The following is a 23,604-nucleotide window of genomic DNA, read 5'->3' as shown; positions in this document are numbered from 1 at the left end:
TTTTAGAAGATAACGATAGGAGTTAAAATGAAAAAAGCCACAAATTCAACTTCTGAATTTGTGGCTTTTTTATAAGAATTTTAGAAACTTAGTAAGCTCCCAATCCGTCTACGGTATCTTTTTCCAGTACTTCCCACTCCTCTTCGGTGTAGGTGGTGTTTGGTGAAGTGATAGACGATTTTCTTCTAAGGGTTTTATCTTTTCCAAAATCAACATCTCCTTCCACTCCAATCATATCGATCAAAGTTCCGTTTTTGAACAGCCCAACAGGGTCATCTCCGTTAAAATCTACCGGTGCACCGTTTAAAGTTACATCTGCAGCATCCAGAATTTCCTGAGTTTCTGTTCCACCGTTGGCAAGTACAAAGACTGCACCACTTGCCAAACTTCCCTCAAGAGCGTATTCATTGCTCCATTCTCCGTTTCCGTTCACCTGTTTCTTGACAGAATATTGGGTAAGGTCAACATCTTCCCCGGTGAGGTTTGCGATTTCAACAGCTTTGTTAAGTCCGCCTCCTTCAACATATTCAGAAAAGAAAATTTCAGAAGAAGTGTCTCCACCGTTTTCAGATTCTGCAGCAGTTGTAGCTTCCACAGCAGCACTTAAGGCAGATTCATTATCGTAAATGTCACGGGCAAGTACAGTAAAAGAATATTCGGTTTCAGCCTCCAGTCCGGCAACTGTAAAAGTAGTGTTGGCTGTAGAAGCATTATATTCGCCGTCCACGTAAATGTCGTATTCAGCAATTTCCACATTGTCTGTTGAAGCATTCCAGCTTAGGCTTGCGCTAGTGGCAGTAACTTCAGGAACGGCAAGGTTTGCCGGTATGGTTGGTGCTTCGGTATCTTCATTGGTAGTAATTTCTACTTCTTCGCTTGCTTCGGAAACATTTCCGGCAGCATCTACTGCAGTAACAGTTATGGTATAAGTAGTTCCAGGAGTTAATCCGGAAATAGTTGTAGAGGTTGAGGTAGTATTCTCATGTTCTTCTCCGTCTACTATGATAGTATATCTGGTAACAGCCACATTATCTGTGGAGGCTTCCCAGTTCAAAACTGCAGTTTCGTAACCAACTTCTGAAGCGGTTAAAGCTGAAGGAGCAGAGGGAGCTTCTTCGTCCTCTTCTGCATCTGCATCCCAGCGGTTGGCAGCTTCGTCACCTCCCCAGATTCTGGTTGCAAGGTGCGGATTGTCTATAAAAGGATTTCTGTTCCCCTGTGCGCCATAAATAACTTCATTTCGCTGAATTTCAAGAACAGAAACAGGGTCTTCTGCGTTCCATTCAAGAAACAGATCAAGACCTCCAATTTCAGAAAAAGGTTCATCATACCTAAGGTTCATGTACATGATCATACGGGCAACATCACCACGCCATTCGTCACCGGGAAAAAATGAATTACCATCTACAAGTGCGTAAGATCCTTCTCCATCAGTAAAAGGATAATTTGCCCGGGTTGAATTCACCTGAACATCGGCTGCACGCAGGTGGTGCAGATCTCCTTTGGCAGTGTTACTTACCAAAGATTGTGGATATACATGTTCTGTGTTAAAAGTTTGATCAGGATAGGAATTTCCCCCAGAAAGGTATTCTTCCCAGTACCTGCTTTCGCCGGTATAGATAAGAATTACATTATCTTCATTATTTGGATCTTCATCTGCCTGGTATAGGTAATCATGCCTGTTATTATAGTCCAGCATGTTGGTGTGCTTGGCAATAGTAAGGGTTGCCAGATCATCATATAGCTCTTCATTTTCTTCAGAAAAATCAATGCCTTCATAATAATCTGAAAGTGCATCGGGGATGTCGTAGTAAGGAGTTTCCTCTACTGGAGGTTCAGGTTCAGGTCCCGGGTTTACTGGGGTTACATCGTCGTCTGAACTGCATCCAATCAGGAAAAGAATGGATAGAAATGGTAAATAAAATGATTTTTTCATTTTAAGTTTTTAAAGGTTTATGTGTAATTTCAATTATTGCAAAAATAAACTTCTTTTCCACCTGAAGGTTTAAGGAATTGTAAAATTTCCCCGAAGTTCGGTATTAGTTCTTGTTTAAAATAAAAAATCCCGCATTTTATATAAAAACGCAGGATCTGCAATTAAATTTTTTAAAAATTATTCTTTTTCCAAAAGTGCCATATAAAACCCGTCATATCCGGTTTTACTGCTCAGGATTTTTTTATCCTCACTAAGTTTAAAAGATTCTCCATATTCCGATGCCAGGAACTTTTCAACCTGTTGTTGATTTTCCGAGGGTAAAACAGAACAGGTGGCATACACCATTTTTCCTCCGGGTTTTACCATTTTGGAATATTGGGTGAGGATCTCTGCCTGAGTCATTTTTATGGTATTGATAAACTCCGGCTGCAGTTTCCATTTTGCATCAGGATTTCGGCTTAAAACTCCCAGTCCGCTGCAGGGTGCATCAATTAATACCCTGTCTGCAGAACCGAAAAGTTTTTTAATCACCTTATTGTTATCGATCACCCGTGGCTCAATATTGTGAGCCCCGGCACGCCTGGCGCGTCTTTTCAATTCCTTGAGCTTATTTGCATAAATATCAGTAGCGATCAACTGACCTTTATTTTCCATTTGTGCAGCCAGGTGAAGGCTTTTTCCTCCGGCTCCGGCACAGGTATCAACAACCCGCATTCCCGGTTCAACCTGCAGGAATTTAGCTACCAGTTGTGAAGAAGCGTCCTGCATTTCAAAAAGTCCGTTTTTGAAAGCTTCTGTTCTAAACACGTTAGCTCTTTCTTTAAGCTGCAGTGCATCGGGATAGCCTTCTATAAATTCAGATTCAATAGCTTCTTTGGCAAGTTCCTTTTGAAGGTTTTCTCGTGTGGTCTTTAAAGTGTTAGCACGTAAAACCACCGGTGCCTGTTGGTTTAAGGCATGGATTTCTTTTTCCCAGGTTTCTTCGCCCAGTTCTTCAACTCCCATTTCATCCATCCAGTCCGGCACAGATTCCCTGAACTTCCTTATTTTGCTGAGTTCATCAAATCTTCCCTTGATGCGGCGGGTAGGAGTAGGTTCAATTTGTTTCCAGTCAGGAATTTCTATTCCTCTAAGGGTGGCCCAAACAGCAAATAACCTGAACAGGTTTTCCCGCGAATATGGAGCTTTAACTTCGGCAATTTCGGTGTACAGTCGTTTCCAGCGAACAATGTCGTAAGTTGTTTCTGCAATGAAGCTGCGGTCCCTTGATCCCCAGCGTTTGTCGCGTTTCAGGGTTTTCTCTATTACCTTGTCGGCATATTCCCCTTCGTTAAATATATTTGAAAGTGCATCTACTGTTGCAAATACCAAATTTCTGTGTAAGCGCATAAAATGTGTTTAAAGCTGCAAAGGTACGGTTTTTTGCTTCGGAATAATTTTATCTTTGAAAATCAAATTCCACCTAATGAAGAAATTATATCTGCTGTTATTTATTGCTGTGGCTGGCTGTAATTCAACCGAAAAAGAACCGGAAAAAGCTTTTTTTTCTGAAGTAGAAATACAAACTGTTTTTGAAGATTCTATTAGTATCAGAGCAATAGAAATAATGGGGCAGAATGTGGCATTCGCCGGATCAAACGGAAAGTACGGCTTATATAATGCCTCACAAAATTCAGCCAGGGCAAGACAGCAGAAATATGACAGCCTGGTGCCGGAATACAGGGCAGTGGCCAGTACAGAAGACGATTTTTTTATGCTGAGTGTCGGGAATCCAGCTCTTTTGTACAAGACCGGAGATGACGGAACTATGGAACTGGTGTATAAAGAAGCACATGAAAAGGTGTTTTATGACGCGATGGTTTTCTGGAATAATCAAGAGGGCATAGCGATGGGGGATCCGGTTGAGAATTGTCTTTCGGTGATCATAACCAGGGATGGAGGAGAATCCTGGGAAAAGTTATCCTGTGAGGTACTGCCCGAGGTTGAAGCAGGGGAAGCCGCTTTTGCTGCCAGTAATTCCAACATCGCTGTGGTAGGGGAGAAGACCTGGATCATTACGGGAGGAATGGCTTCACGGGTGTTTTTTAGTCCAGATAAGGGAAAGAGCTGGGAGGTTTTTGATACTCCGATAATTCAGGGAGAAGCGACTAAGGGAGCGTATTCGGTTGATTTTTACGATGAAGAAAACGGAATCATCATTGGAGGTGATTATACCGCTCCCGAAAATAATACAGCGAATAAGGCCATCACCAGGGATGGCGGAAAAACCTGGAATCTGGTTGCCGATGGATCCAGTCCCGGCTATAAAAGCAGTATACGCTATGTGCCTAATAGTGGTGGAAACGAAATGGTAGCTGTCGGGTTTACAGGAATATCTTATTCTTTTGACAGAGGAGAATCCTGGATGGATCTTTCTGAAGAAGGGTTCTATACCATCAGGTTCCTGAATGATTCTGTGGCATACGCTGCGGGAAAAAACAGGTTGTCCCGGCTGAATTTCAGATAAGATAGCCATAAAAAAGAACATCCTCTATTTTTCAAAATAGAGGATGTTCTAATGGTCTTTTAAAGTAAATTTTAAATACTATTCATTACTTTCGTTCGCATGTCTTTCGCGGTATTCTTTCAATAACTTCCGGTTGAAGGCATCTTCAGTTTTCTTCAGCTGAATGATTCTTTTTGCAGAAAACATCGTTCGAAGTTCTTCAAAGAATTTCTTCTTCAGGAGGTAATCTTCTTTTTCTATCTGCACATATTCCTCTACCATTTCATTGGCCCTTTCTTCAGTAATGCATTCTATGGCCTGTATGTCGGCACGTTCCCTTTTGTGAAGCGTTCTTCTTTGCTCATCAAATTTATTATATACAGGCCAGAATTTTTGAGCTTCCTCGGGTGTCAGGTTCAAACCTTCGGTAATATAGGCAGTCTTGAGAGCCTTGATCTGCTCCCTGCGACTTTCTTTATCCTGCGCCAGCATTTGCAGCGAGCTTAAAAGGACAAAGCCTAATAAAAATAATTTTTTCATTTTAATCTTCATTAAATAAAATAGACGGTTCCTCTACATTTTCGTTGAGGTAATCATACAAAGCTTCAAAATCCACATCGGGCTGGCCGCCAGGGGCAGCGTATGCTTCTTCTTCATTCATAAACTGGACTCCCGAGTTATTAGTTTCCATGGTTTCAAAAAGATACCTCTCTAGAGTCACCATGTCCAGGTCTTCAATACTACCGGCCTGTTGTACAGGATTTGTAAAGACCGTAGTGACTACGGCAATAAAAACCGCAGCGGCTCCTGCAAAATAATAGAACACTTCTTTGTTAAGTATGGAAATGATCTTTGACGTTTTCTTTTTGTTTTCAAGTTTTTCAAATAACTCATTTTCAAAATTCAGGAAGTAATTCTCCGGAACATTAAAACCGGCATCTTTTCTGCCTTTTAGAATATCATTTTTCTCAGGCCCTGCTACCTTTTGCATAATACGATCTTCTAAAGTCTCGAAATAGCCTTCGGGGACTTTAAAATTCCTGTCTTTATGATATGGTAACTTATTCTTTTTCATTTGTTTATTTGACTGATTTTTCTTCTAAAGGTTTAATGGGTTTTTAAAAATTCTTCAATTTTTTTTACGGCAATGTGGTAGGAAGCCTTTAAAGCTCCTTCTGAAGTACCTAGGATATCAGAAATTTCTGTATACTTCAATTCCTGAAAGTATTTCATATTGAAAACCTGCTGCTGTTTTTCGGGAAGAATGGCGATTGCCTTCTGTAACTTTAACTGGATCTCATCACCTTCAAAGTAAACATCACTTTCCAGGTTTGAGACAATTTGATCCTGGAGTTCTTCTGAAGTTATTTGAAGTTTCTTCGATTTCTGATTTAAAAAATTCAGTGCTTCATTGGTGGCAATGCGGTACATCCAGGAGAATAACTGACTCTCCCCTTTAAACTGGTCTATGTTCCTGAAGATCTTGATAAAGGTGTTTTGCAGCACATCATCTGTATCATCATGGTTCTTCACAATATTCCTGATCTGCCAGTAAAGCCTTTCTTTGTAGAGAGCTACGAGCTCCCTGAAAGCCGAATTTCGGTGTTCCTGGCCCTGAAGGTTCCGTAAAAGTTTTTTTTCAGAAGTTTCCAAAGAAGTTGGTTTAGCTAAATCCCTTATACACTCATTCAGCGGCTGTAAATATAGAATTTATTGTGTAGAATATCAGGTAAGAAAGTATGCTTTGTAAATGTCGATTTAATCGATGAAATACATATAAAGTAGATAAAATACACAAAATATTTGGTGTGGTAGATTTTAATAGTATATTTACAGCGTAGAAAAGAGAGATCTTTTTTGCTCCAAATTGTTTTATTTCCACCAGCCCCAAGGTGGAGGTAAGGTTTAGAAAAGAATGGATGGACCTACTTCATCCATTTTTTTTATGCCTGAAAATAGCCAACCCGGCCTATGAGCACCCCTCCGGTGGAGGGGAATTCATTTTTCTAAAGATTACTCGAAAGATTGCATGGCAACCAGCTTTTGGTAAGTTCCGTTTTTGGCCAGTAGTTCATCATGTTTACCCTGCTCCACGATTTCTCCTTTTTGCATCACCACAATTCTGTCGGCATTTTGAATAGTGGATAATCTGTGAGCAATAACGATAGAAGTTCTGTTACGCATCATATTCTCCAGGGCTTTTTGTACCAGTCTTTCACTTTCCGTATCTAAAGCTGAAGTGGCCTCGTCCAGAATCATGATAGGCGGATTTTTAAGTACGGCGCGGGCTATAGAAAGGCGTTGTTTTTGTCCGCCACTCAATTTATTTCCGCTGTCACCAATATTGGTTTCCAGTCCTTTTGGCAGCGTCTTTACAAATTCCCAGGCATTTGCAATTTTTAAAGCGTCAATAATTTCTTCATCGGTTGCATTTTCCTTTGCCAGGCTCACATTGTTCCTTATGGTGTCATTGAAAAGAATAGAGTCCTGGGTGACCAGTCCCATCAGGTCACGGAGGGACTTTTTGGTGATTTGTTTAATATCTGTACCATCAACTTTAATGGAACCTTCATTCACATCATAAAATCTGGTAACCAGGTTGGCAATTGTAGATTTTCCGCTTCCAGATTGTCCTACAAGGGCTACGGTTTGCCCTTTCGGAACTTTAATACTGAAGTTCTTAAGAACATTTTCATCTTCATATCTAAAGTAGATGTTTTCGATCTCCACAGCATCTTCAAATTCCTTTTTGTCGATAGCATCGGGTGCATCTACAATTGAAGAAGGAGTTTCCAGTACCTGAAAGATCCTTTCGGCGGCTGCGTCTCCTTTTTTAACACTATAGGTTGCTTTGCTTATTTGTTTGGCGGGCGTAAGAATGTTGTAGGCCAGTCCCATAAAGGCTATAAAAGTGGCACCATCCAGAGTTTCTTCTACTAAAACCATATTTCCTCCAAACCAAAGGATAATTACAATCACAAAGATCCCTAAAAATTCGCTGGTAGGAGATGCCAGGTTCTGCCGGTTGAGAAGACTGTCCAGGATAGTTTTTAACCTGTTAGTGGAATCGTGAAACTTCTTCTTCATCTTGTCTTCAGCATTGAAACCTTTTACGATCTTTAAACTGGACAAGGTTTCTTCCACCAGGGAAAGAAAATATCCGTTCTCTTCCTGAGCCTGATTCGACTGACTCTTTAATTTCTTTCCGATGAGAGAAATAATAAATCCCGAAATTGGAAGAAAAACAAAGACGAACAGAGTAAGCGTGGGACTCATCAGCAACATTGCAGTGATCGTGAAAATGATAGTAAGTGGTTCCCGTACCACCAACTCCAGAATAGATAGGAAGGAAGTCTGTACTTCATTTACATCTGCAGTGATCCTGGAAATGGTATCTCCTTTTCTCTTTTCAGAAAAATAAGAAACCGGAAGTGCAAGGATCTTATCGTAAATGGCATTTCTAACATCCCTTAAAACTCCATTCCGAAGAAACGTAATAAAGAAAGCCGCCAGGTAACCAAACAGGTTCTTTAGAAAGAACAGAATAATTACAATTGCACAAACAAACACCAACGCAGAAACTTCATCTGCATTGATCCGTTGGGTAACTTCGTAATTAAAAGAGTCTATCACGTAATCCTTCATTCCCGAAATTCCCTCCCAGCGTGGTTCTACAGCAACCCTTCTCGTTTTATCGAAAAGAATTTGTATTACCGGGATTAAAGCCAGGAAGGATAACGTGCTAAAAAGGGCATAAAAAATATTGCAAATAATATTCAGGATCGCGTACCTTTTATACGGGATCGCGAACCGAAGGATCTTTTTAAAGTAATTCATTCAATTGGGCCTTTAAGCCAGTTTTAAGTCGGACTTTATGCCTGCAATTTTATGAGACAATTCCTCGCTGACTTTATGGTAATCTTCAATTTTGTCCAGACCAGTATTTACACTAAAGTAAAATTTGATCTTGGGTTCTGTACCGCTAGGTCGAGCAGCGACTTTGGTTCCGTTTTCGGTGTAATATATAAGAACATTGGATTTCGGAATATCAAGCTTCTGGATTTCCTGAGAGTTGGAATTGCTGTTAATAGCTTCAGAGCTCTGATAGTCTTCCACAAGAACCACTTTTTCCCCGGCTATTTCTTTCAATGGATTTTCTCTAAGGCTTATCATCATGTTCCTGATCTGTTCCTCTCCGTCAATTCCCTTTTTTACCAGCGAGATCAATTCTTCACGGTAAAGACCGTATTTTTGATAAAGTTCCAGTAGTTTTTCGTAAAATGAAATGCCCTGTTCCTTCATTTGGGCTGCAATTTCACAGGAAAGCAGGGTAGCCGTCACAGCATCTTTGTCGCGAACGAAATCCCCAACCATATACCCGAAACTTTCTTCCCCACCACCAATAAAATCCAATTCAGGGTGGTCCTTGATCATTTTCGCAATCCATTTAAATCCGGTGAGGCCTTCTTTGTATTCCACTCCGTAATCTTCAGCTACGATCCGCAGCATTGGGGTAGAAACAATGGTGGAGCCTATAAATTCATTTCCGTCTATTTTTCCCTGTTTTTTCCATTGTTCGAGTAAGAACCAGGTCATCACCAGCATAGTTTGGTTCCCGTTAAGCAACACCAGTTTTCCGTCCAGGTCTTTTACCGCAACCCCAAGTCGATCACCATCCGGATCTGTACCAATTACGATATCTGCATCCTGCTTTTCGGCAAGTTCCAGTGCCATTTTTAGAGCTTCAGGTTCTTCAGGGTTTGGAGACTTTACTGTAGGGAAGTTTCCGTTTGGCTCTTCCTGTTCCTTTACAATTTGAAAATTGGTATACCCTGCTTTTTCCAATACCTTCGGAATCATGGTGATAGAGGTTCCGTGAAGGGAGGTGAAAACGATCTTCAGGTTTTCTTTTGCCGAAGCTGTAGTATCAAAACTTCCGTTTTCAACCGATGCTTTTGCAAAAGCATCGTCTACCTGAGTATCAATAGGTTTGATAAGATCATTATTTGCTTCGAAATTTATTTCAGTATAATCAAGTCCGTTGATCTCTTCCACGATTTCCTTGTCCTGTGGTGGTACTAACTGGCCGCCGTCCTGCCAGTAGACCTTGTATCCGTTATATTCCGGTGGATTATGACTTGCAGTCAAAACAATTCCCGCATGGCAATCGAGATATTTCACGGCAAAAGAAAGTTCGGGAGTAGGGCGCAGGTTAGTAAACAGGTACACCTGGATTCCGTTAGCCGAAAAAACATCAGCTACTACCTGTGCAAGTTCCTTACTGTTGTTTCTACAGTCATACGCAATCACGACTTTCAGGTCTTCGCCCGAAAATTGACTTTTGAGATAGTTTGAAAGACCCTGGGTATTTTTTCCGAGGGTATATTTATTGATCCTGTTGGTACCGGGGCCCATAATTCCGCGCATTCCACCGGTCCCGAATTCCAGGTCTTTATAAAAACTTTCTTTTAATTCGTCTGGGTTGTTCTTTAATAGTTCCTCAACGCTTTGCTGTGTATGTTTGTCAAAAGGGGACTTAAGCCAGGATTCGGCTTTGCTATTAATATCGTGATTGCTCATGTGATTCTCTTATTTTTTACAACAAAAATAAGGATTTAATGGGAAAGGCGGTTAAAATTGGCCGGTAGTTTGGCTTATGCGATACCGATCTTTCTCCCTGCTGCTTCTAAGAATGAGTTCTCCAAGAAATCCTGTGAGGAAAAAAAGTGTTCCTATGATCATGGTAACCAGCGAAATATAAAACCATGGATTATCTGTCACCAGAATGCTGGCTTCCCCATGGTACAGTTTATATAACTTTGAACCACCTATCCAGGCCGCAGCGAGCAGACCAAAAAAGAACATCAGGATTCCAAGGGCACCAAACAAATGCATGGGCCTTTTTCCGAATTTTGACAGGAACCAGATCGTGATGAGGTCAAGGAAACCATTGATGAACCGTTCTACTCCAAATTTTGTTTTTCCGTATTTCCTTGCCTGGTGTTGTACCACCTTCTCATTTATTTTACTGTATCCGGCGTTTTTTGCGAGCACAGGAATGTACCGGTGCATTTCGCCGTAGACATCAATATTTTTGATGACCGCCTTTTTGTAGGCCTTGAGTCCGCAGTTAAAATCATGTAATTTTAAACCCGAAGTTTTTCTGGCAGCGGCATTGAATAATTTGGAAGGTAAATTTTTTGATAACACCGAATCATATCGTTTTTTCTTCCAGCCCGAAATCAGGTCGTAGCCTTCGGTGGTGATAAGTTGATATAATTCCGGAATTTCTTCAGGATTATCCTGAAGGTCTGCATCCATAGTGATGATCACGTCTCCCTGGGCTTTATCGAAACCAACGTGCAGTGCCTGCGATTTTCCGTAGTTTCGATTAAATTTTATGCCTTTTACAGCTTCATCTTCAGCCGCAATTTGCTGAATGATTTTCCATGAGTTATCTGTACTGCCGTCATCTATGAAGATAATTTCATAAGAAAAAGAATTGGACCGTAAGACTTTTACGATCCAATTATATAATTCCTGCAAAGATTCTTCCTCGTTAAGAAGAGGGATGACAATAGATAACTGCATTCAATTTTCTTTAAACTTCGTATGGTCTTTTCTGCTTCATGATCAACCCTGCAATGAGAGAATAAATCAATCCAAGAAATGCACTAAAGGCAATCCAGATGGCACTTCCAATTAAAGGATCAGATCCCCATTTCACCCACTCGAGGGTCGCTTCTATCTGCTCATCTGTCATTGTTCCGGCTTCAGATAATTGATCTCTTGTGGCGTCAATTGCCTGCTGGGCATAGGTTGGTTCTATAATGTAATTAAAAAGCAGGTTGTAAACCAAAAATATCAATCCGCTGATAACTGCAGTTGCAACGCCGGTTTTTAAAGCTTCACTAACACTTAAAAAACCACTATTTTCTTTTTTATAAGCCTTAATAGCAATAATGATTACAACGGGAAAAATGACATAATAAATGTACATTGGCCATTGAATTCCTTCAAGAGCCATTCCCGTAACATACATTAATAATGCTATTAATACAATGATAATTCCCAGGATTACTCCATACGTAATGGCAAATTTGCCAGGCGATTGTGCTGTTGATTGTTCCATTTTCACTAATTTTGGATTGGTTAAATTTTATGCACAATTAGTAAGCAAAGATAACAAAACGTTACACAGGAACGTTAACTTTCCTTTTGGTGCGAAAAATAAGATTTAATAGTTGTTTCTTTCGAAAAATTAATTAAATTTGCACCTCGAAAAAATTACAAGATTTTAAAGATTAAAGAGATGAAGCAGGGAATCCATCCGGAAAATTATAGATTGGTAGCGTTTAAAGACATGTCTAATGACGAAGTTTTTATTTCTAAATCTACCGCAAATACTAAAGAAACTATTGAGGTTGAAGGTCAGGAATATCCTTTGATAAAATTGGAAATTTCCAGAACTTCTCACCCATTTTACACTGGTAAATCCAAATTATTGGATACAGCTGGTCGTATCGACAAGTTCAAGAACAAATACGCTAAATTCAAGAAATAAACTCTTGCTTTTATAATATATAGGAAAGCCTCCAGAAATGGAGGCTTTTTCATTTTGTAATTTTTTAAGACTTCTGGACGAGATTTTAATCACCATAGAAACAAAATCTGCTTAAGGTCTGCACTAACATGTTACAATTTCGTTAGAACACACATTAGCAGTTTCATAATTCTCCTGATCCTCGTACATTTACCGAAAAAATAACGAACATGAATTATATTCTTTTTGACGGTTCTGCCAGGAACCAGCTTTTGCCTTTCACTTTTACCCGCCCTGTGGCCGATCTTAGGATCGGGATCCTTACGATAAGGGAAAAATGGGAGAAGTGGCTGCAAACAACCACTTCTACCGTAACCGAAGATTATCTGGCTGATAAATGGCCAATGGTAGAGACCGAAAAGAATATCATGATCAATGCTTCTTTTCTGCCCACGGAAGAGTTGGTAGCTCAAATTTTAGACCTGCAGGAAAATCAGGCTATTTTTCATGAAGAGGATATTGTGGCTTTCTTTGCAAATGAAGATCAGGAAGTAGATCTTAACTCTTTTGAAGCTATTGAACTGGAAGGAGAAGCTTTTACCGTAAGTCAGACATGGCATTTATTTGAAAAAAACGGAGAAGCCATTTCATCCGATTTCGAATTATTAACACGTGACAGGCAAACCGAGCCTCTTTCGGCTACCAATCAAACTCTTGCTCCCGAAAATATCTTTTTGGAAGAAGGAGCAAAGGTGGAATTTAGCATTTTAAATGCTTCCGAAGGGCCTATTTACATTGGTAAAGATGCAGAGATCATGGAAGGAAGCATTGTGCGAGGGCCTTTTGCTTTATGTGAAGGATCTGGTTTGAAAATGGGGTCCAAAATCTATGGAGCTACTACCGTGGGGCCTTTTAGTAAAGTAGGAGGAGAGGTAAAAAATTCCGTGATTTTTAGTTATTCCAATAAAGGTCATGAAGGATTCCTGGGAAATTCTGTTCTTGGGGAATGGTGTAATCTTGGAGCTGATACAAATACCTCCAATCTGAAAAATAACTACGCTGAAGTGAGGCTGTGGGATTATGATTCTGAAGGGTTTTCCTCAACAGGATTGCAATTCTGCGGACTGATGATGGGGGATCACAGTAAATGCGGAATCAATACCATGTTCAATACCGGAACTGTGGTTGGGGTGAGTTCCAATATCTTTGGAGCCGGATTTCCCCGCAATTTTATACCCGATTTCAGTTGGGGAGGTAGCGGAGGCATCACCACCTACAAAACTTCCAAAGCTTTTGAAGTTGCAGAAATCGTGATGCAGCGTAGAAATATCGAATTTACCGAAGAAGATAAAGCTATCCTGGAGCATGTATTTGAGCAGACAAAAAAATGGAGAAGGATCTAAAAGATCCAATTTTTTAGTTATTTTTAGCATTAGCTAAACAAATGATAATCAGGTGAAAAATTATATCTTCATATTTATTTCTGCCTTTCTCTACTGTTCCTGTTCTACTGAAGTTTTCAACGAACCCGATCAAAGTGATCTGGCACCCATAAGATCTGGTATCAAGGTGACAATGCTGGAGGAATTATCGGAAGAAGGTCCGGAGTTAAAGATCAGGTCAGAGACGGTGGAACAACAGCCTTGTATGAATTACGGGTTGGTAACAGAGTTTAATTACGCACCCGAAGGTCTGAAGATAAACTACCCCGGAATTTATATACCTGAAGTTTGTTTGACAGCAATAGGACCTGCTACTTCCGAAAGGATCTTTCCGTATGAAAACGGCACTTATGAGATAGAATTTGTCAATGAAGGGGTTTCGAATAAAGGAAAACTAATCGTGGATGATGAAAAATACTTCATGGAGCTGTTTTCTCCCGTAAATGTTTTTGTTGAAAATGAAACGCTCTTCAAAATTCCCGAGAATACCTATTGGGGAATTATAGGTTATCACGAAGAATCCTCTGCTGCGCTGGCGCAGAAATTCACAGATGAATTAAAAGCCGAAAATGCCGTTTTTGAACAGCATAAAGATGGTCACTACGGATATTTTGAGATCGCTAACGGCGCGATGCAGCTCCCTGAACTTCACGGATACTGGTTTGCCGAACCGGTCATTTTTCGGTTTGATGGCGAACTGGAACAACTAAAAAGTATTGTGGCTGACTTTGCTGCTCGACATGGGGAAGAAGTCAACGTTAGTTTAAATTCGGCAAAGGGAGAAGAGATCCATTCGTATAGTTTGTAATTCAGATTCTCTGATCCCATAGCAAAAAAATCCAGAATTTTATCCCAGTCCTTCACTAAGATCAAAACGCTTCAGCTTTTGTAATTTTCGCTTTTTAATACCAGAACATAAAATAGAAGAAAACAACAGCAAGCACAAAAAGAATGCCGGCGGTGATAATCAGGATCTTCTGCTTTCTTTTTTTGTGAGCAAGGATCATTTTTTTCCGGAGTTCTTTAAGCTCTCCATCGCTGGGGTTACGATGACTTTTTACTCCGCTGATTCCGGAACCGGTGGTGGCCAGGAACTTATCGGTTTTGGCTGTTCTTTCCCTGCGGTTATTTTTCTGACTTACAATAGCCCCGATGGCACTTCCGAAACTCATTCTTAAATTTTAATAAATATAACCGAAAAAAATAAATCCAGAAGATTTCAGAAGGCCTCCGCTATTTTATAAAATCAATTATAGTTGGTATCTTTGCGGGCTTCAAAAGGTGATTTTGAACAGCATTTTTAGTAATTGAAAACCTGCTGATTGTGAGCAGGTACTTCAGAAGATGAATATGGAAAGTACCAAAAAAGTAGCATTTTATACCCTTGGCTGTAAACTGAATTTTTCAGAAACTTCTACCATTGCTCGTTCCTTTAGAGAGGAAGGCTTCAGCAGGGTCGATTTTTCAGAAGCTGCAGATATTTATGTTATCAACACCTGCTCGGTGACCGATAATGCAGACAAACGCTTTAAAACCATCGTAAAGCAGGCGCAAAAAGCCAATGAGAACGCTTTTGTCATAGCTGTTGGTTGCTACGCCCAGCTAAAGCCTGAAGAACTGGCGGCTGTAGATGGAGTGGATCTGGTGTTAGGTGCTACAGAGAAATTCAAAATCACCAATTACCTGAACGACCTTTCCAAAAATGACTTTGGGGAGATCCATTCCTGCGAGATACAGGAAGCAGATTTCTATGTGGGCTCTTATTCTTTTGGGGACAGGACCCGTGCCTTTTTAAAGGTTCAGGATGGGTGCGACTATAAATGTACCTACTGTACCATCCCGCTGGCCCGTGGTATTTCCAGAAGTGATACCCTGGAAAATGTACTTCAGAATGCAAAAACCATCAGTGATAAAGGAATAAAGGAAATCGTGCTTACCGGTGTAAATATCGGGGATTATGGAAAAGGGGAGTTCGGTAACAAAAAACACGAACATACTTTTCTGGATCTAGTGAAAGCCCTTGATGAAGTGGAAGGTATTGAGCGCCTGCGCATCTCTTCCATAGAGCCAAACCTTCTGAAAAATGAAACGATTGATTTTGTTTCCCGGAGCAATACATTCGTTCCTCACTTTCATATTCCATTGCAAAGCGGCAGTAATACCATCCTGAAGGCGATGCGTCGCAGGTATATGCGCGAATTGTATGTGGACCGGGTTGAAAAGATCAAAGCGACCATGCCAGATGCCTGTATAGGCGTAGATGTAATTGTAGGTTTCCCCGGGGAAACGAATGAACAATTTATCGAGACTTACAATTTCCTGAATGATCTGGATATTTCTTACTTGCATGTATTTACATATTCAGAAAGAGACAATACCGTTGCAGCAGAAATGGCCGACCCTGTTCCTGCTAAAGTCAGAAAGAAAAGGAGTAAAATGCTTCGCGGACTTTCAGCTAAAAAGCGCCGTGCATTTTATGAATCCCAGATAGGGAATAGTGGCACTGTTTTATTTGAAGGTGAAAACAAAGAAGGATATATCCACGGCTTTACAGAGAATTATGTAAAAGTAAAAACTCCGTGGAATCCTGCATTGGTGAATACGCTTCAGGAGATTCGGTTAGACCGTATCGATGAAGATGGACTGGTGAGATTTGAATGGATAGAAGAGCCGGCTGCCCTGGCTGTCTAAATATTTATACCAACAGGCAATAGGTCTTTATATTTCCTTTTGTTTTTGCGCATATATTTTGCAATCGCGGGACTTGTTGGAACCACTCTGTGTGATTCCCTGTCTTTGATCTCTTCCAGTACCGTGTTGATAAATTTTTCCAGGTATCCTTTTTCGCGAAGTTCGTCGCTCATTACCACTTTTGTAAGAAATATTTTTCGATCCTGTTGGGAATATTCGATTTTAACCAGCTCTCCTTCAATTTCACTTTCGAACTGTCGGAGGAATTCGTTGTCATTAATAGATAGTTCAGTGCTCATTTCGGTAGAATTATTTGTTATACTGTATCAAAAAGTCCGCCATATTTACGTAGTGAAGACCCTACAGTTTGAAGGCTTCATGTATGACATGATCACATAATAAAAGAGGACAGAAATAGTTTTACTATTTAGAGGTGTGAACCATCAAAAAGCCGTAAAAATCCATTAAATTTGAACATAAAAGTACTGTTTTTATGCCAATTTAGGCATCAATTGCTGTGTAAATGAAAGAAGATTCTTTAATTCATGTGTATTGTATGCCCGGTTTGGCTGCAAATCCTACCATATTTGAAAACATTGAGCTTCCAAAGGAGAAATATGAGATCCATTGGCTGGACTGGCTGTTGCCGAAGAAAAGGGAAACGCTGAATGAATATGCCCAAAGGTTATGTAAGAAAGTAAAGCATGATAACATTGTGCTGATAGGAGTATCTTTTGGAGGAGTTGTGGTTCAGGAAATGGCACAGTTTCTTACCGTAAAACGGCTCATCATTATTTCCAGTGTAAAATGCCAGCGGGAGCTACCCAGGAGAATGCGCTATGCAAAGTCTACCGGATTCTTCAGGATCTTACCGACCAGCCTTGCGGGGCAGTTGGATTTTCTGGAAAAGCTGGCGGTAGGAGATTATGCCCAGAAACGGATTAAACTTTACCGAAAGTACCTTTCTATTACTGATACTCGCTACCTTGACTGGGCGATTGCACAAATGGTATGCTGGGATAAAAGAGATCCTATGCAGGAAATCGTTCATATTCATGGGGATAAAGATGAGATCTTCCCACATAAATATATCGAAGGTTGTATTACCGTTCCCGGGGGTACACATGTAATGATCATTAATCGTTTCCGGTGGTTTAATGAGCACCTGGATGAGATCATTGAAACAGGTAAGCTACAGAAAACAAAAGAAGAACAATATTAAAAAACTGAAGATGAAAGCGACCAAGAAGATGCTGTTGTTGGGTACTGTAATAGTAGCCGGTGCATTTAGTATTTATGCAGTGCAGGATGAGAATACAGACGAGAATCAAAAGGAAAGGCTCGTGAATGATTATAACGTATACGCGATTCCTGTGCCCGATAACCTTGAGTTTGCAGGTGAACCTGTTCCCGTGGAGAGTCCCGATATTTATGAGCGAATGGATCGGGAGCTTTTGGTGAACACCTACTGGCAATCCAATGCTTTTTTACTGATCAAAAGAGCGAACAAATATTTTCCGGTGATAGAACCTATTCTTGCTGAATATGGGGTGCCCGATGATTTAAAATATATCGCGGTCATAGAAAGTGGATTGACAAATGCAGTGTCTCCGGCAGGAGCCAGGGGCTTCTGGCAATTTATGGAACCCACCGGAAAGGAATTAGGGCTGGAGATCAATTCCAATGTTGATGAACGATATAATCTGGAGAAATCCACCAGGGCTGCGGCTCAATATCTGAAAAAGTCCAAAGAGAGATTTGGTTCCTGGACACTGGCAGCAGCAGCATACAACGCCGGAAATTACGGGATCAGCAAGCAGCTGGACCGGCAGGAAGTGGGAGATTATTACGATCTTTTATTAGGTGAAGAGACGGGAAGATACGTTTTCAGGATTCTGGCGCTAAAGGAGATCCTTCAGGATCCCAAAAGATTCGGGTTCAATTTCAGGGAGAAAGATCTTTACCATGATGTGCCTTCCTATAAAGTAAAAGTAGATACAGCAGTAACAGATTTCCCTGCCTTTGCCAGAAATTTCGGAATCAATTACAAGATTTTAAAAATCCATAATCCTTGGCTGCGGGAAGCGCATTTGAACAACCGCTCCAGGAAAGAATACTTCATTGAATTGCCTGAAAAAGGTTATTACAGTATGATGGATTAGAAAATAGGGAGGGTTTACAAATGCTTCTTTTTATTTTTAGCTGATCGCTATCCTGAGCCTGACTGCGGGAAGGATTAGTCGAAGACCTTTTGAAAGCATAGTTTGTTTTAGTAGGGTTAATTCTCTAGCACTTAGAAAAAGTAAACCAGAAAATCCAGCTCTAAAAGGCTCTCATATGTGTAAAAACAACTAGTAGGGAATGTGACCCCTACGGGCCGAATGTTATGTCGAGTTCTGGATGTTAGAAAATATGCAAGCCCTTAAGAATTGGATCACGCACCCCGGTCCGAAATTTTTTAATTATTTACTCCTTTTGAGAATGGATCTCACGCACCCTGATTAAAAACGAAACTTACCGTGGAATTAAAAGGATAAACCCAACCCCCTGAAAGAGTATCATATTTTATAAATTAACTAGTAAGGAAAGGATATGACCCTACGGGGTCGGATATTATGTCGGTCCCAGGTTTTATATACCTGCAAACCCTTCGGGATCCAATCTGACATATCCAGGTTTATGAAAAACAAATGTTCATCCTGATCCCTTCAAAAAGACAAATTCAGGTTAACAAAAAGTACGTTAAGGTAACTTTCCTTCAGGTGCATGCTGACTTAATTCACTGCTGTCACGGATTAGCAGGGTGGAAATTCCTTCAGAAAAAGCTTTGTGATTGATATTGAAAGATTCTTCAGATTTTACTCCGTAGGGATGGGTTACGCTGCGGCGTATGTCCACTATTTTTTTGTCTTCGGTAAGAAGGAATGAGGTGGGGACGCCCAGGGAGTGTTTCAGGTTTTTGATTACGTAGTTGCTTTCGTTGCTTAGTTCGTCCACATAAAGCACCCTGATCGATTTGTGGTATTGTTTGGCAAGTGCTTTCGCAGTCTTTTGATTGTCCCAGAAAAGGACTACAAAGTCTATCCTGTCATGATATTTATCGGCAAGTTCATTCAACGCAGGGACCTCCCCTTTGGTGGGAACGATCCAGGAAGCATTGGTGATGAGGTAGAGTGGTTTCTTGATCTCATCTAATGGGATTACTCTTTTTTTGAGATTCTTTACCTTAAAATTGTCGAGGTAACTGCCTTTGAGGCAATTATTTACAAGGGAATCAAAAAGAAATTTAGCCCGCTCCTCGTCGTCTGCACGGTAAGCCTTCTGTGCCTTGGTATCATATTTAGGCAAATGCATGGCAAGAGCTTCAGAAAAATAAAGGTTTTCATCCTGTGCATTTCCCGAAACTGAAAGAAAAATAGTAAAAAAAAAGAGTAAAACTCTTACCATATAACCTTCATTAACATTACCTTCTACAAAATTAATGAAGAAGTGAGCCGTTACGAAAAGTATTCGATAAAGAGCCGGTATATTAGTTAACCAACAATGGTTTTAACAGGAAATAACTTTCACTTAATGAAAAAAGCCACAGAGTGGCTTTAGATCTTTTTCATTTGCTGTTTCATCATCTTGATTTGCTCATCCAGCATTTTATGCTTATCAAGTTTTTTGGCTTCCTGAAGCAGCATTTGTGCTTCGCGTTTCCTTCTTTTGGTCATGGCGATCCCAGCAAGATTCAGTTTTGCCATGGCCAGGTCCTGATCCATGGAAAGCCCCAGTTTAATGGCTCTTTTAAAAAATTTCTCCGCCTGGGTAATGTTGGTTTGTGAAACCATGAGTCCGTGCAGGTACCAGTAGTAACCCTGTTGTTTTTTGGTAAGTGCTTTTTCAGGATCCTTTATTTTATCCAGCCATTTTTTTGCTCCGTCGAAATCCTGCTTTCTAAGTCGAAGAAAAGCCATCAGGATCATTTCATTCTTAAAATAAAGGAAAATGAAGATAGAGGCAAGCAGGATTAAGAAAATACCATTTCCTATGTTTCCTTCTATAAATTGCCAAATAGCGAGGGCGAAAATGATTCCGGCAAGAATCAATTTGAAATTTTTATTGAACATATTCGTTATTTTGAAGGCCGCAAAGGTAAGAAAAATAATTGAAAATTATTTTAATTTAGGGTTTGTGAGAGTGAAAACTCTTTGTATATTTGCCCGCAGTTTTAGGGACAGGTCTTAAAACATTATTTCAAGCGATTTCAAAGAAGATTAAAGATAATTATCATGAAAAGAACGTTTCAACCATCTAAGAGGAAAAGAAAAAACAAGCACGGTTTCAGAGAGCGTATGGCGAGTGTTAACGGAAGAAAAGTGCTGGCCCGTAGAAGGGCTAAAGGAAGAAAGAAATTATCGGTTTCCTCAGAGAACAGACACAAACACTAATGATAATTAGTTTTCGAAAATAACAAAGGTGTTACTTTTTTAAGTAACGCCTTTTTTTATACCTAAAAGCTTCATAGTTTTATAACTCCACTATAAATTTTTCAGATGCCCAAGAATCAAAACTTTAAATGTGTACTACTAATCGGGTCGGGCCCAATTATTATTGGCCAGGCCTGTGAATTTGACTATGCAGGAGCACAAGCCCTGAAATCTCTAAGCGAGGAAGGAATTGAGACTGTTCTTATCAACTCCAATCCTGCAACCATCATGACCGATCCTTCCATGGCCGATCATGTGTATTTGAAACCACTAACCACACGCTCCATTGTTGAGATATTAAAAAAACATCCTAATATTGATGCTGTTTTACCAACCATGGGCGGACAAACTGCCCTTAACCTTTGTATCGAAGCGGATGAAAAGGGGATATGGGAAGACTTTGGAGTGAAACTTATCGGGGTGGATATTGACGCCATCAATATTACCGAAGACCGGGAAAAGTTTAAGCAGTTAATGAGCCGGATTGGGATACCTGTTGCTCCTGCTCAAACGGTAACTTCTTATCTGGAAGGAAAGGAAGTAGCGCAGGAATTTGGATTTCCTTTGGTGATACGTGCCTCCTTTACCCTTGGGGGTAGTGGAGCTTCCTTTGTACATACCGAAGATCAATTTGACGAGCTGCTGACAAGGGGACTTGAAGCCTCTCCAATTCACGAGGTTTTAATTGATAAAGCACTTCTTGGCTGGAAAGAATATGAGCTGGAATTGTTGCGGGACAAGAATGACAATGTCGTGATCATTTGTTCTATAGAGAACATGGATCCTATGGGAATCCATACAGGTGACTCTATAACAGTGGCACCGGCCATGACTCTGAGTGATACCTGCTACCAGAGAATGCGGGATATGGCCATTAAAATGATGCGCAGTATCGGGGATTTTGCCGGTGGATGTAATGTTCAGTTTGCCGTAAGTCCAGATGAGAAGGAAGATATTATAGCGATAGAGATCAATCCGCGTACCTCCAGGTCATCGGCCCTGGCTTCAAAAGCTACGGGATATCCTATTGCCAAGATCGCTGCCAAACTTGCATTGGGTTACCACCTGGACGAGCTGGAAAATCAGATCACCAAATCTACCTCAGCATTATTTGAACCTACGTTAGATTATGTTATAGTAAAGATCCCGCGCTGGAACTTTGATAAATTTGAAGGCAGTGACCGCACCCTTGGCCTGCAAATGAAATCTGTAGGGGAAGTGATGGGAATTGGCCGTTCCTTCCAGGAAGCATTGCATAAAGCGACGCAGTCCCTTGAGATCAAGCGCAACGGACTTGGTGCAGATGGGAAAGGTTATACCAACTACGAACAGATTATTGATAAACTCACTCACCCAAGCTGGGACAGGGTGTTTGTGATCTACGATGCCATTCAGCTGGGGATTCCGTTGAGCCGCATCCACGAGATTACTAAAATAGATATGTGGTTCCTCAAACAATATGAAGAACTGCATGCCCTGGAGGTGGAAATTTCTAACTTTTCCATTGATTCTTTACCAAAAGACCTTTTACTCGAAGCAAAGCAAAAAGGTTTTGCAGACCGGCAAATCGCTTATATGGTAGATTGCCTTGAAAGTCAGGTGTACAACAAAAGAGACGAGCTGGGCATCAACCGAGTTTATAAACTGGTGGATACCTGTGCTGCGGAATTTAAAGCGGAAACACCTTTTTACTACTCTACTTTTGAAGCTGAAATTGAAACTTCAGGAGGCACAAAATATGTAGAGAACGACAGTAAATCTTCAGATAAAAAGAAGATTGTGGTTCTTGGTTCGGGACCAAACCGAATCGGGCAGGGGATTGAATTCGATTACTGCTGTGTGCACGGGGTGCTTGCCGCATCTGAATGTGGTTACGAAACCATCATGATCAACTGTAATCCTGAAACGGTTTCAACCGACTTTGATATTTCAGATAAACTTTATTTCGAGCCGGTATTCTGGGAACATATCTATGATATCATCCGCCATGAAAAGCCCGAAGGGGTGATCGTGCAGCTGGGCGGACAAACAGCACTTAAACTTGCTGAAAAATTGGATCGCTACGGAATTAAAATCATGGGAACCAGCTATAAGGCACTCGATCTTGCTGAAGACCGCGGAAGTTTTTCCAGACTGCTTCAGGAAAATGACATCCCTTATCCGGAATTTGGGGTTGCCGAAACTGCTGAAGAAGCTCTGAAACTTTCTGATGAACTTGATTTTCCAATCCTGGTGAGGCCTTCGTATGTACTTGGAGGACAGGGAATGAAAATTGTGATCAACAAGAAAGAACTCGAAGAACATGTAGTGGATTTACTACGGAAAATACCGAACAACAAACTGCTGCTCGATCATTATTTAGACGGTGCCATTGAAGCCGAAGCTGATGCTATCTGTGACGGGGAAGATGTCCAGATCATTGGGATCATGGAGCATATAGAGCCCTGCGGAATTCACTCCGGTGACTCTAATGCCGTACTGCCCCCATTCAATCTTGGAGATTTAGTTATGCAGCAGATAAAAGACCACACCCGAAAAATTGCACTGGCATTGAATACAGTTGGTTTGATTAACATTCAGTTTGCTATTAAAGACGACATGGTGTACATCATCGAAGCCAATCCAAGGGCTTCCAGAACGGTTCCTTTTATCGCCAAGGCTTACAAACAACCTTATGTGAATTTCGCGACTAAGGTTATGCTGGGAGATAAAAAGGTGAAGGATTTCAAATTTGATCCGCAGCTGGAAGGTTATGCCATCAAGCAACCGGTTTTTTCCTTTGATAAATTCCATAAAGTAAACAAGCAACTGGGCCCTGAAATGAAAAGTACCGGGGAAAGCATCCTGTTTATTGACAGCCTGAGAGATGATGCCTTTTACGAGCTTTATTCAAGAAGAAAGATGTATTTGAGCAAATAAGCTCAATAATGTGTCTAGTCCTGAATAATCGATACAGATTATTTAATTAAATTTTTTATAAAGGTAGTGATTTCGGTCACTACCTTTCCTTTTTATACCTCACTGGTTGTAGTTGA

General features: G+C 40.6%; 22 protein-coding genes. 9 read left to right on the top strand and 13 right to left on the bottom strand.

From position 1 onward, the window contains the following. Nucleotides 1-88: 88 nt before the first annotated feature. Both IE056_RS18705 and IE056_RS12155 read right to left on the bottom strand, forming a co-directional pair. The gene (locus IE056_RS18705; RefSeq protein WP_189604989.1) at nt 89-1,936 is read right to left on the bottom strand and encodes an endonuclease; all 1,848 of its coding nucleotides are present in this window, start codon (nt 1,934-1,936) and stop codon (nt 89-91) included. A gap of 177 nt (nt 1,937-2,113) precedes the next feature. Then, nucleotides 2,114-3,325, bottom strand: coding sequence for an RsmB/NOP family class I SAM-dependent RNA methyltransferase (locus IE056_RS12155; protein WP_189604988.1), 1,212 nt, complete (start codon nt 3,323-3,325; stop codon nt 2,114-2,116). 76 nt (nt 3,326-3,401) lie between these two features. Between IE056_RS12155 and IE056_RS12150 the strand changes: the two genes are divergently transcribed. Continuing rightward, on the top strand, nt 3,402-4,442 hold the full coding sequence (locus IE056_RS12150; RefSeq protein ID WP_189604987.1) for a WD40/YVTN/BNR-like repeat-containing protein: 1,041 nt from the start codon (nt 3,402-3,404) through the stop codon (nt 4,440-4,442). A gap of 78 nt (nt 4,443-4,520) precedes the next feature. Here IE056_RS12150 and IE056_RS12145 read toward each other — a convergent pair whose 3' ends face one another. From IE056_RS12145 to IE056_RS12115, 7 genes are all read right to left on the bottom strand, one after another. Continuing rightward, a complete protein-coding gene (locus IE056_RS12145) occupies nt 4,521-4,961 on the bottom strand; it encodes a hypothetical protein (protein WP_189604986.1) in 441 nt (146 codons plus the stop codon). 1 nt (nt 4,962) lies between these two features. Next, nucleotides 4,963-5,496, bottom strand: a complete 534-nt coding sequence (locus IE056_RS12140) for a hypothetical protein (protein WP_189604985.1) — start codon at nt 5,494-5,496, stop codon at nt 4,963-4,965. Nucleotides 5,497-5,528: 32 nt separating this feature from the next. Continuing rightward, on the bottom strand, nt 5,529-6,074 hold the full coding sequence (locus IE056_RS12135) for an RNA polymerase sigma factor (RefSeq protein WP_189604984.1): 546 nt from the start codon (nt 6,072-6,074) through the stop codon (nt 5,529-5,531). Nucleotides 6,075-6,434: 360 nt separating this feature from the next. After that, nucleotides 6,435-8,258, bottom strand: a complete 1,824-nt coding sequence (locus tag IE056_RS12130) for an ABC transporter ATP-binding protein (RefSeq protein ID WP_189604983.1) — start codon at nt 8,256-8,258, stop codon at nt 6,435-6,437. Between the two features lie 12 nt (nt 8,259-8,270). Next, complete coding sequence (locus IE056_RS12125; protein ID WP_189604982.1) at nt 8,271-10,001, bottom strand: phospho-sugar mutase; 1,731 nt, start codon at nt 9,999-10,001, stop codon at nt 8,271-8,273. Nucleotides 10,002-10,052: 51 nt separating this feature from the next. After that, nucleotides 10,053-11,012, bottom strand: a complete 960-nt coding sequence (locus IE056_RS12120) for a glycosyltransferase family 2 protein (RefSeq protein WP_189604981.1) — start codon at nt 11,010-11,012, stop codon at nt 10,053-10,055. A gap of 10 nt (nt 11,013-11,022) precedes the next feature. Beyond that, entirely contained in the window at nt 11,023-11,553 is a 531-nt protein-coding gene (locus IE056_RS12115) for a DUF4199 domain-containing protein (protein ID WP_189604980.1), read from the bottom strand. A gap of 180 nt (nt 11,554-11,733) precedes the next feature. Between IE056_RS12115 and IE056_RS12110 the strand changes: the two genes are divergently transcribed. The 3 genes from IE056_RS12110 to IE056_RS12100 all read left to right on the top strand — a co-directional run bounded on the left by IE056_RS12110 (nt 11,734) and on the right by IE056_RS12100 (nt 14,214). Beyond that, entirely contained in the window at nt 11,734-11,985 is a 252-nt protein-coding gene (locus IE056_RS12110; protein ID WP_189604979.1) for a type B 50S ribosomal protein L31, read from the top strand. Between the two features lie 209 nt (nt 11,986-12,194). Then, complete coding sequence (locus IE056_RS12105) at nt 12,195-13,367, top strand: GlmU family protein (protein ID WP_189604978.1); 1,173 nt, start codon at nt 12,195-12,197, stop codon at nt 13,365-13,367. A gap of 52 nt (nt 13,368-13,419) precedes the next feature. After that, the gene (locus tag IE056_RS12100) at nt 13,420-14,214 is read left to right on the top strand and encodes a hypothetical protein (protein ID WP_189604977.1); all 795 of its coding nucleotides are present in this window, start codon (nt 13,420-13,422) and stop codon (nt 14,212-14,214) included. Between the two features lie 94 nt (nt 14,215-14,308). On the opposite strand, the gene IE056_RS12095 is transcribed toward IE056_RS12100, so the two are convergent. Next, nucleotides 14,309-14,578 carry a hypothetical protein gene (locus IE056_RS12095; protein ID WP_189604976.1) on the bottom strand — a complete coding sequence of 90 codons (270 nt, stop codon included), beginning with the start codon at nt 14,576-14,578 and terminating at the stop codon, nt 14,309-14,311. 178 nt (nt 14,579-14,756) lie between these two features. Between IE056_RS12095 and mtaB the strand changes: the two genes are divergently transcribed. After that, complete coding sequence (gene mtaB, locus IE056_RS12090) at nt 14,757-16,097, top strand: tRNA (N(6)-L-threonylcarbamoyladenosine(37)-C(2))-methylthiotransferase MtaB (RefSeq protein ID WP_189604975.1); 1,341 nt, start codon at nt 14,757-14,759, stop codon at nt 16,095-16,097. On the opposite strand, the gene IE056_RS12085 is transcribed toward mtaB, so the two are convergent. Then, nucleotides 16,094-16,396: an N-acetyltransferase gene (locus IE056_RS12085; protein WP_189604974.1), complete on the bottom strand. Its 303-nt coding sequence runs from the start codon at nt 16,394-16,396 to the stop codon at nt 16,094-16,096. The genes mtaB and IE056_RS12085 overlap by 4 nt on opposite strands. 224 nt (nt 16,397-16,620) lie before the next feature. Here IE056_RS12085 and IE056_RS12080 point away from each other — a divergent pair, with 224 nt between their 5' ends. Then, nucleotides 16,621-17,319 (top strand): alpha/beta fold hydrolase, encoded by a 699-nt coding sequence (locus IE056_RS12080; RefSeq protein ID WP_189604973.1) that lies wholly within the window; start codon nt 16,621-16,623, stop codon nt 17,317-17,319. Nucleotides 17,320-17,329: 10 nt separating this feature from the next. Beyond that, entirely contained in the window at nt 17,330-18,259 is a 930-nt protein-coding gene (locus tag IE056_RS12075) for a lytic transglycosylase domain-containing protein (RefSeq protein WP_189604972.1), read from the top strand. Between the two features lie 580 nt (nt 18,260-18,839). Here the strand turns inward: IE056_RS12075 and IE056_RS12070 are convergent. Next, complete coding sequence (locus tag IE056_RS12070; protein WP_189604971.1) at nt 18,840-19,544, bottom strand: TlpA family protein disulfide reductase; 705 nt, start codon at nt 19,542-19,544, stop codon at nt 18,840-18,842. Nucleotides 19,545-19,693: 149 nt separating this feature from the next. Further along, entirely contained in the window at nt 19,694-20,209 is a 516-nt protein-coding gene (locus tag IE056_RS12065) for a tetratricopeptide repeat protein (protein WP_189604970.1), read from the bottom strand. A gap of 162 nt (nt 20,210-20,371) precedes the next feature. Between IE056_RS12065 and rpmH the strand changes: the two genes are divergently transcribed. Beyond that, the gene (gene rpmH, locus IE056_RS12060) at nt 20,372-20,530 is read left to right on the top strand and encodes a 50S ribosomal protein L34 (protein WP_013071475.1); all 159 of its coding nucleotides are present in this window, start codon (nt 20,372-20,374) and stop codon (nt 20,528-20,530) included. Between the two features lie 105 nt (nt 20,531-20,635). Beyond that, the gene (carB, locus tag IE056_RS12055; RefSeq protein WP_189604969.1) at nt 20,636-23,488 is read left to right on the top strand and encodes a carbamoyl-phosphate synthase large subunit; all 2,853 of its coding nucleotides are present in this window, start codon (nt 20,636-20,638) and stop codon (nt 23,486-23,488) included. Nucleotides 23,489-23,604: the final 116 nt, after the last annotated feature.

Source organism: Salinimicrobium marinum, from assembly GCF_014651535.1.
Lineage (GTDB): Bacteria > Bacteroidota > Bacteroidia > Flavobacteriales > Flavobacteriaceae > Salinimicrobium > Salinimicrobium marinum.
The sequence above is the reverse complement of the archived record's forward strand: the minus strand, read 5'-3'. Positions and strand labels throughout refer to the sequence as shown.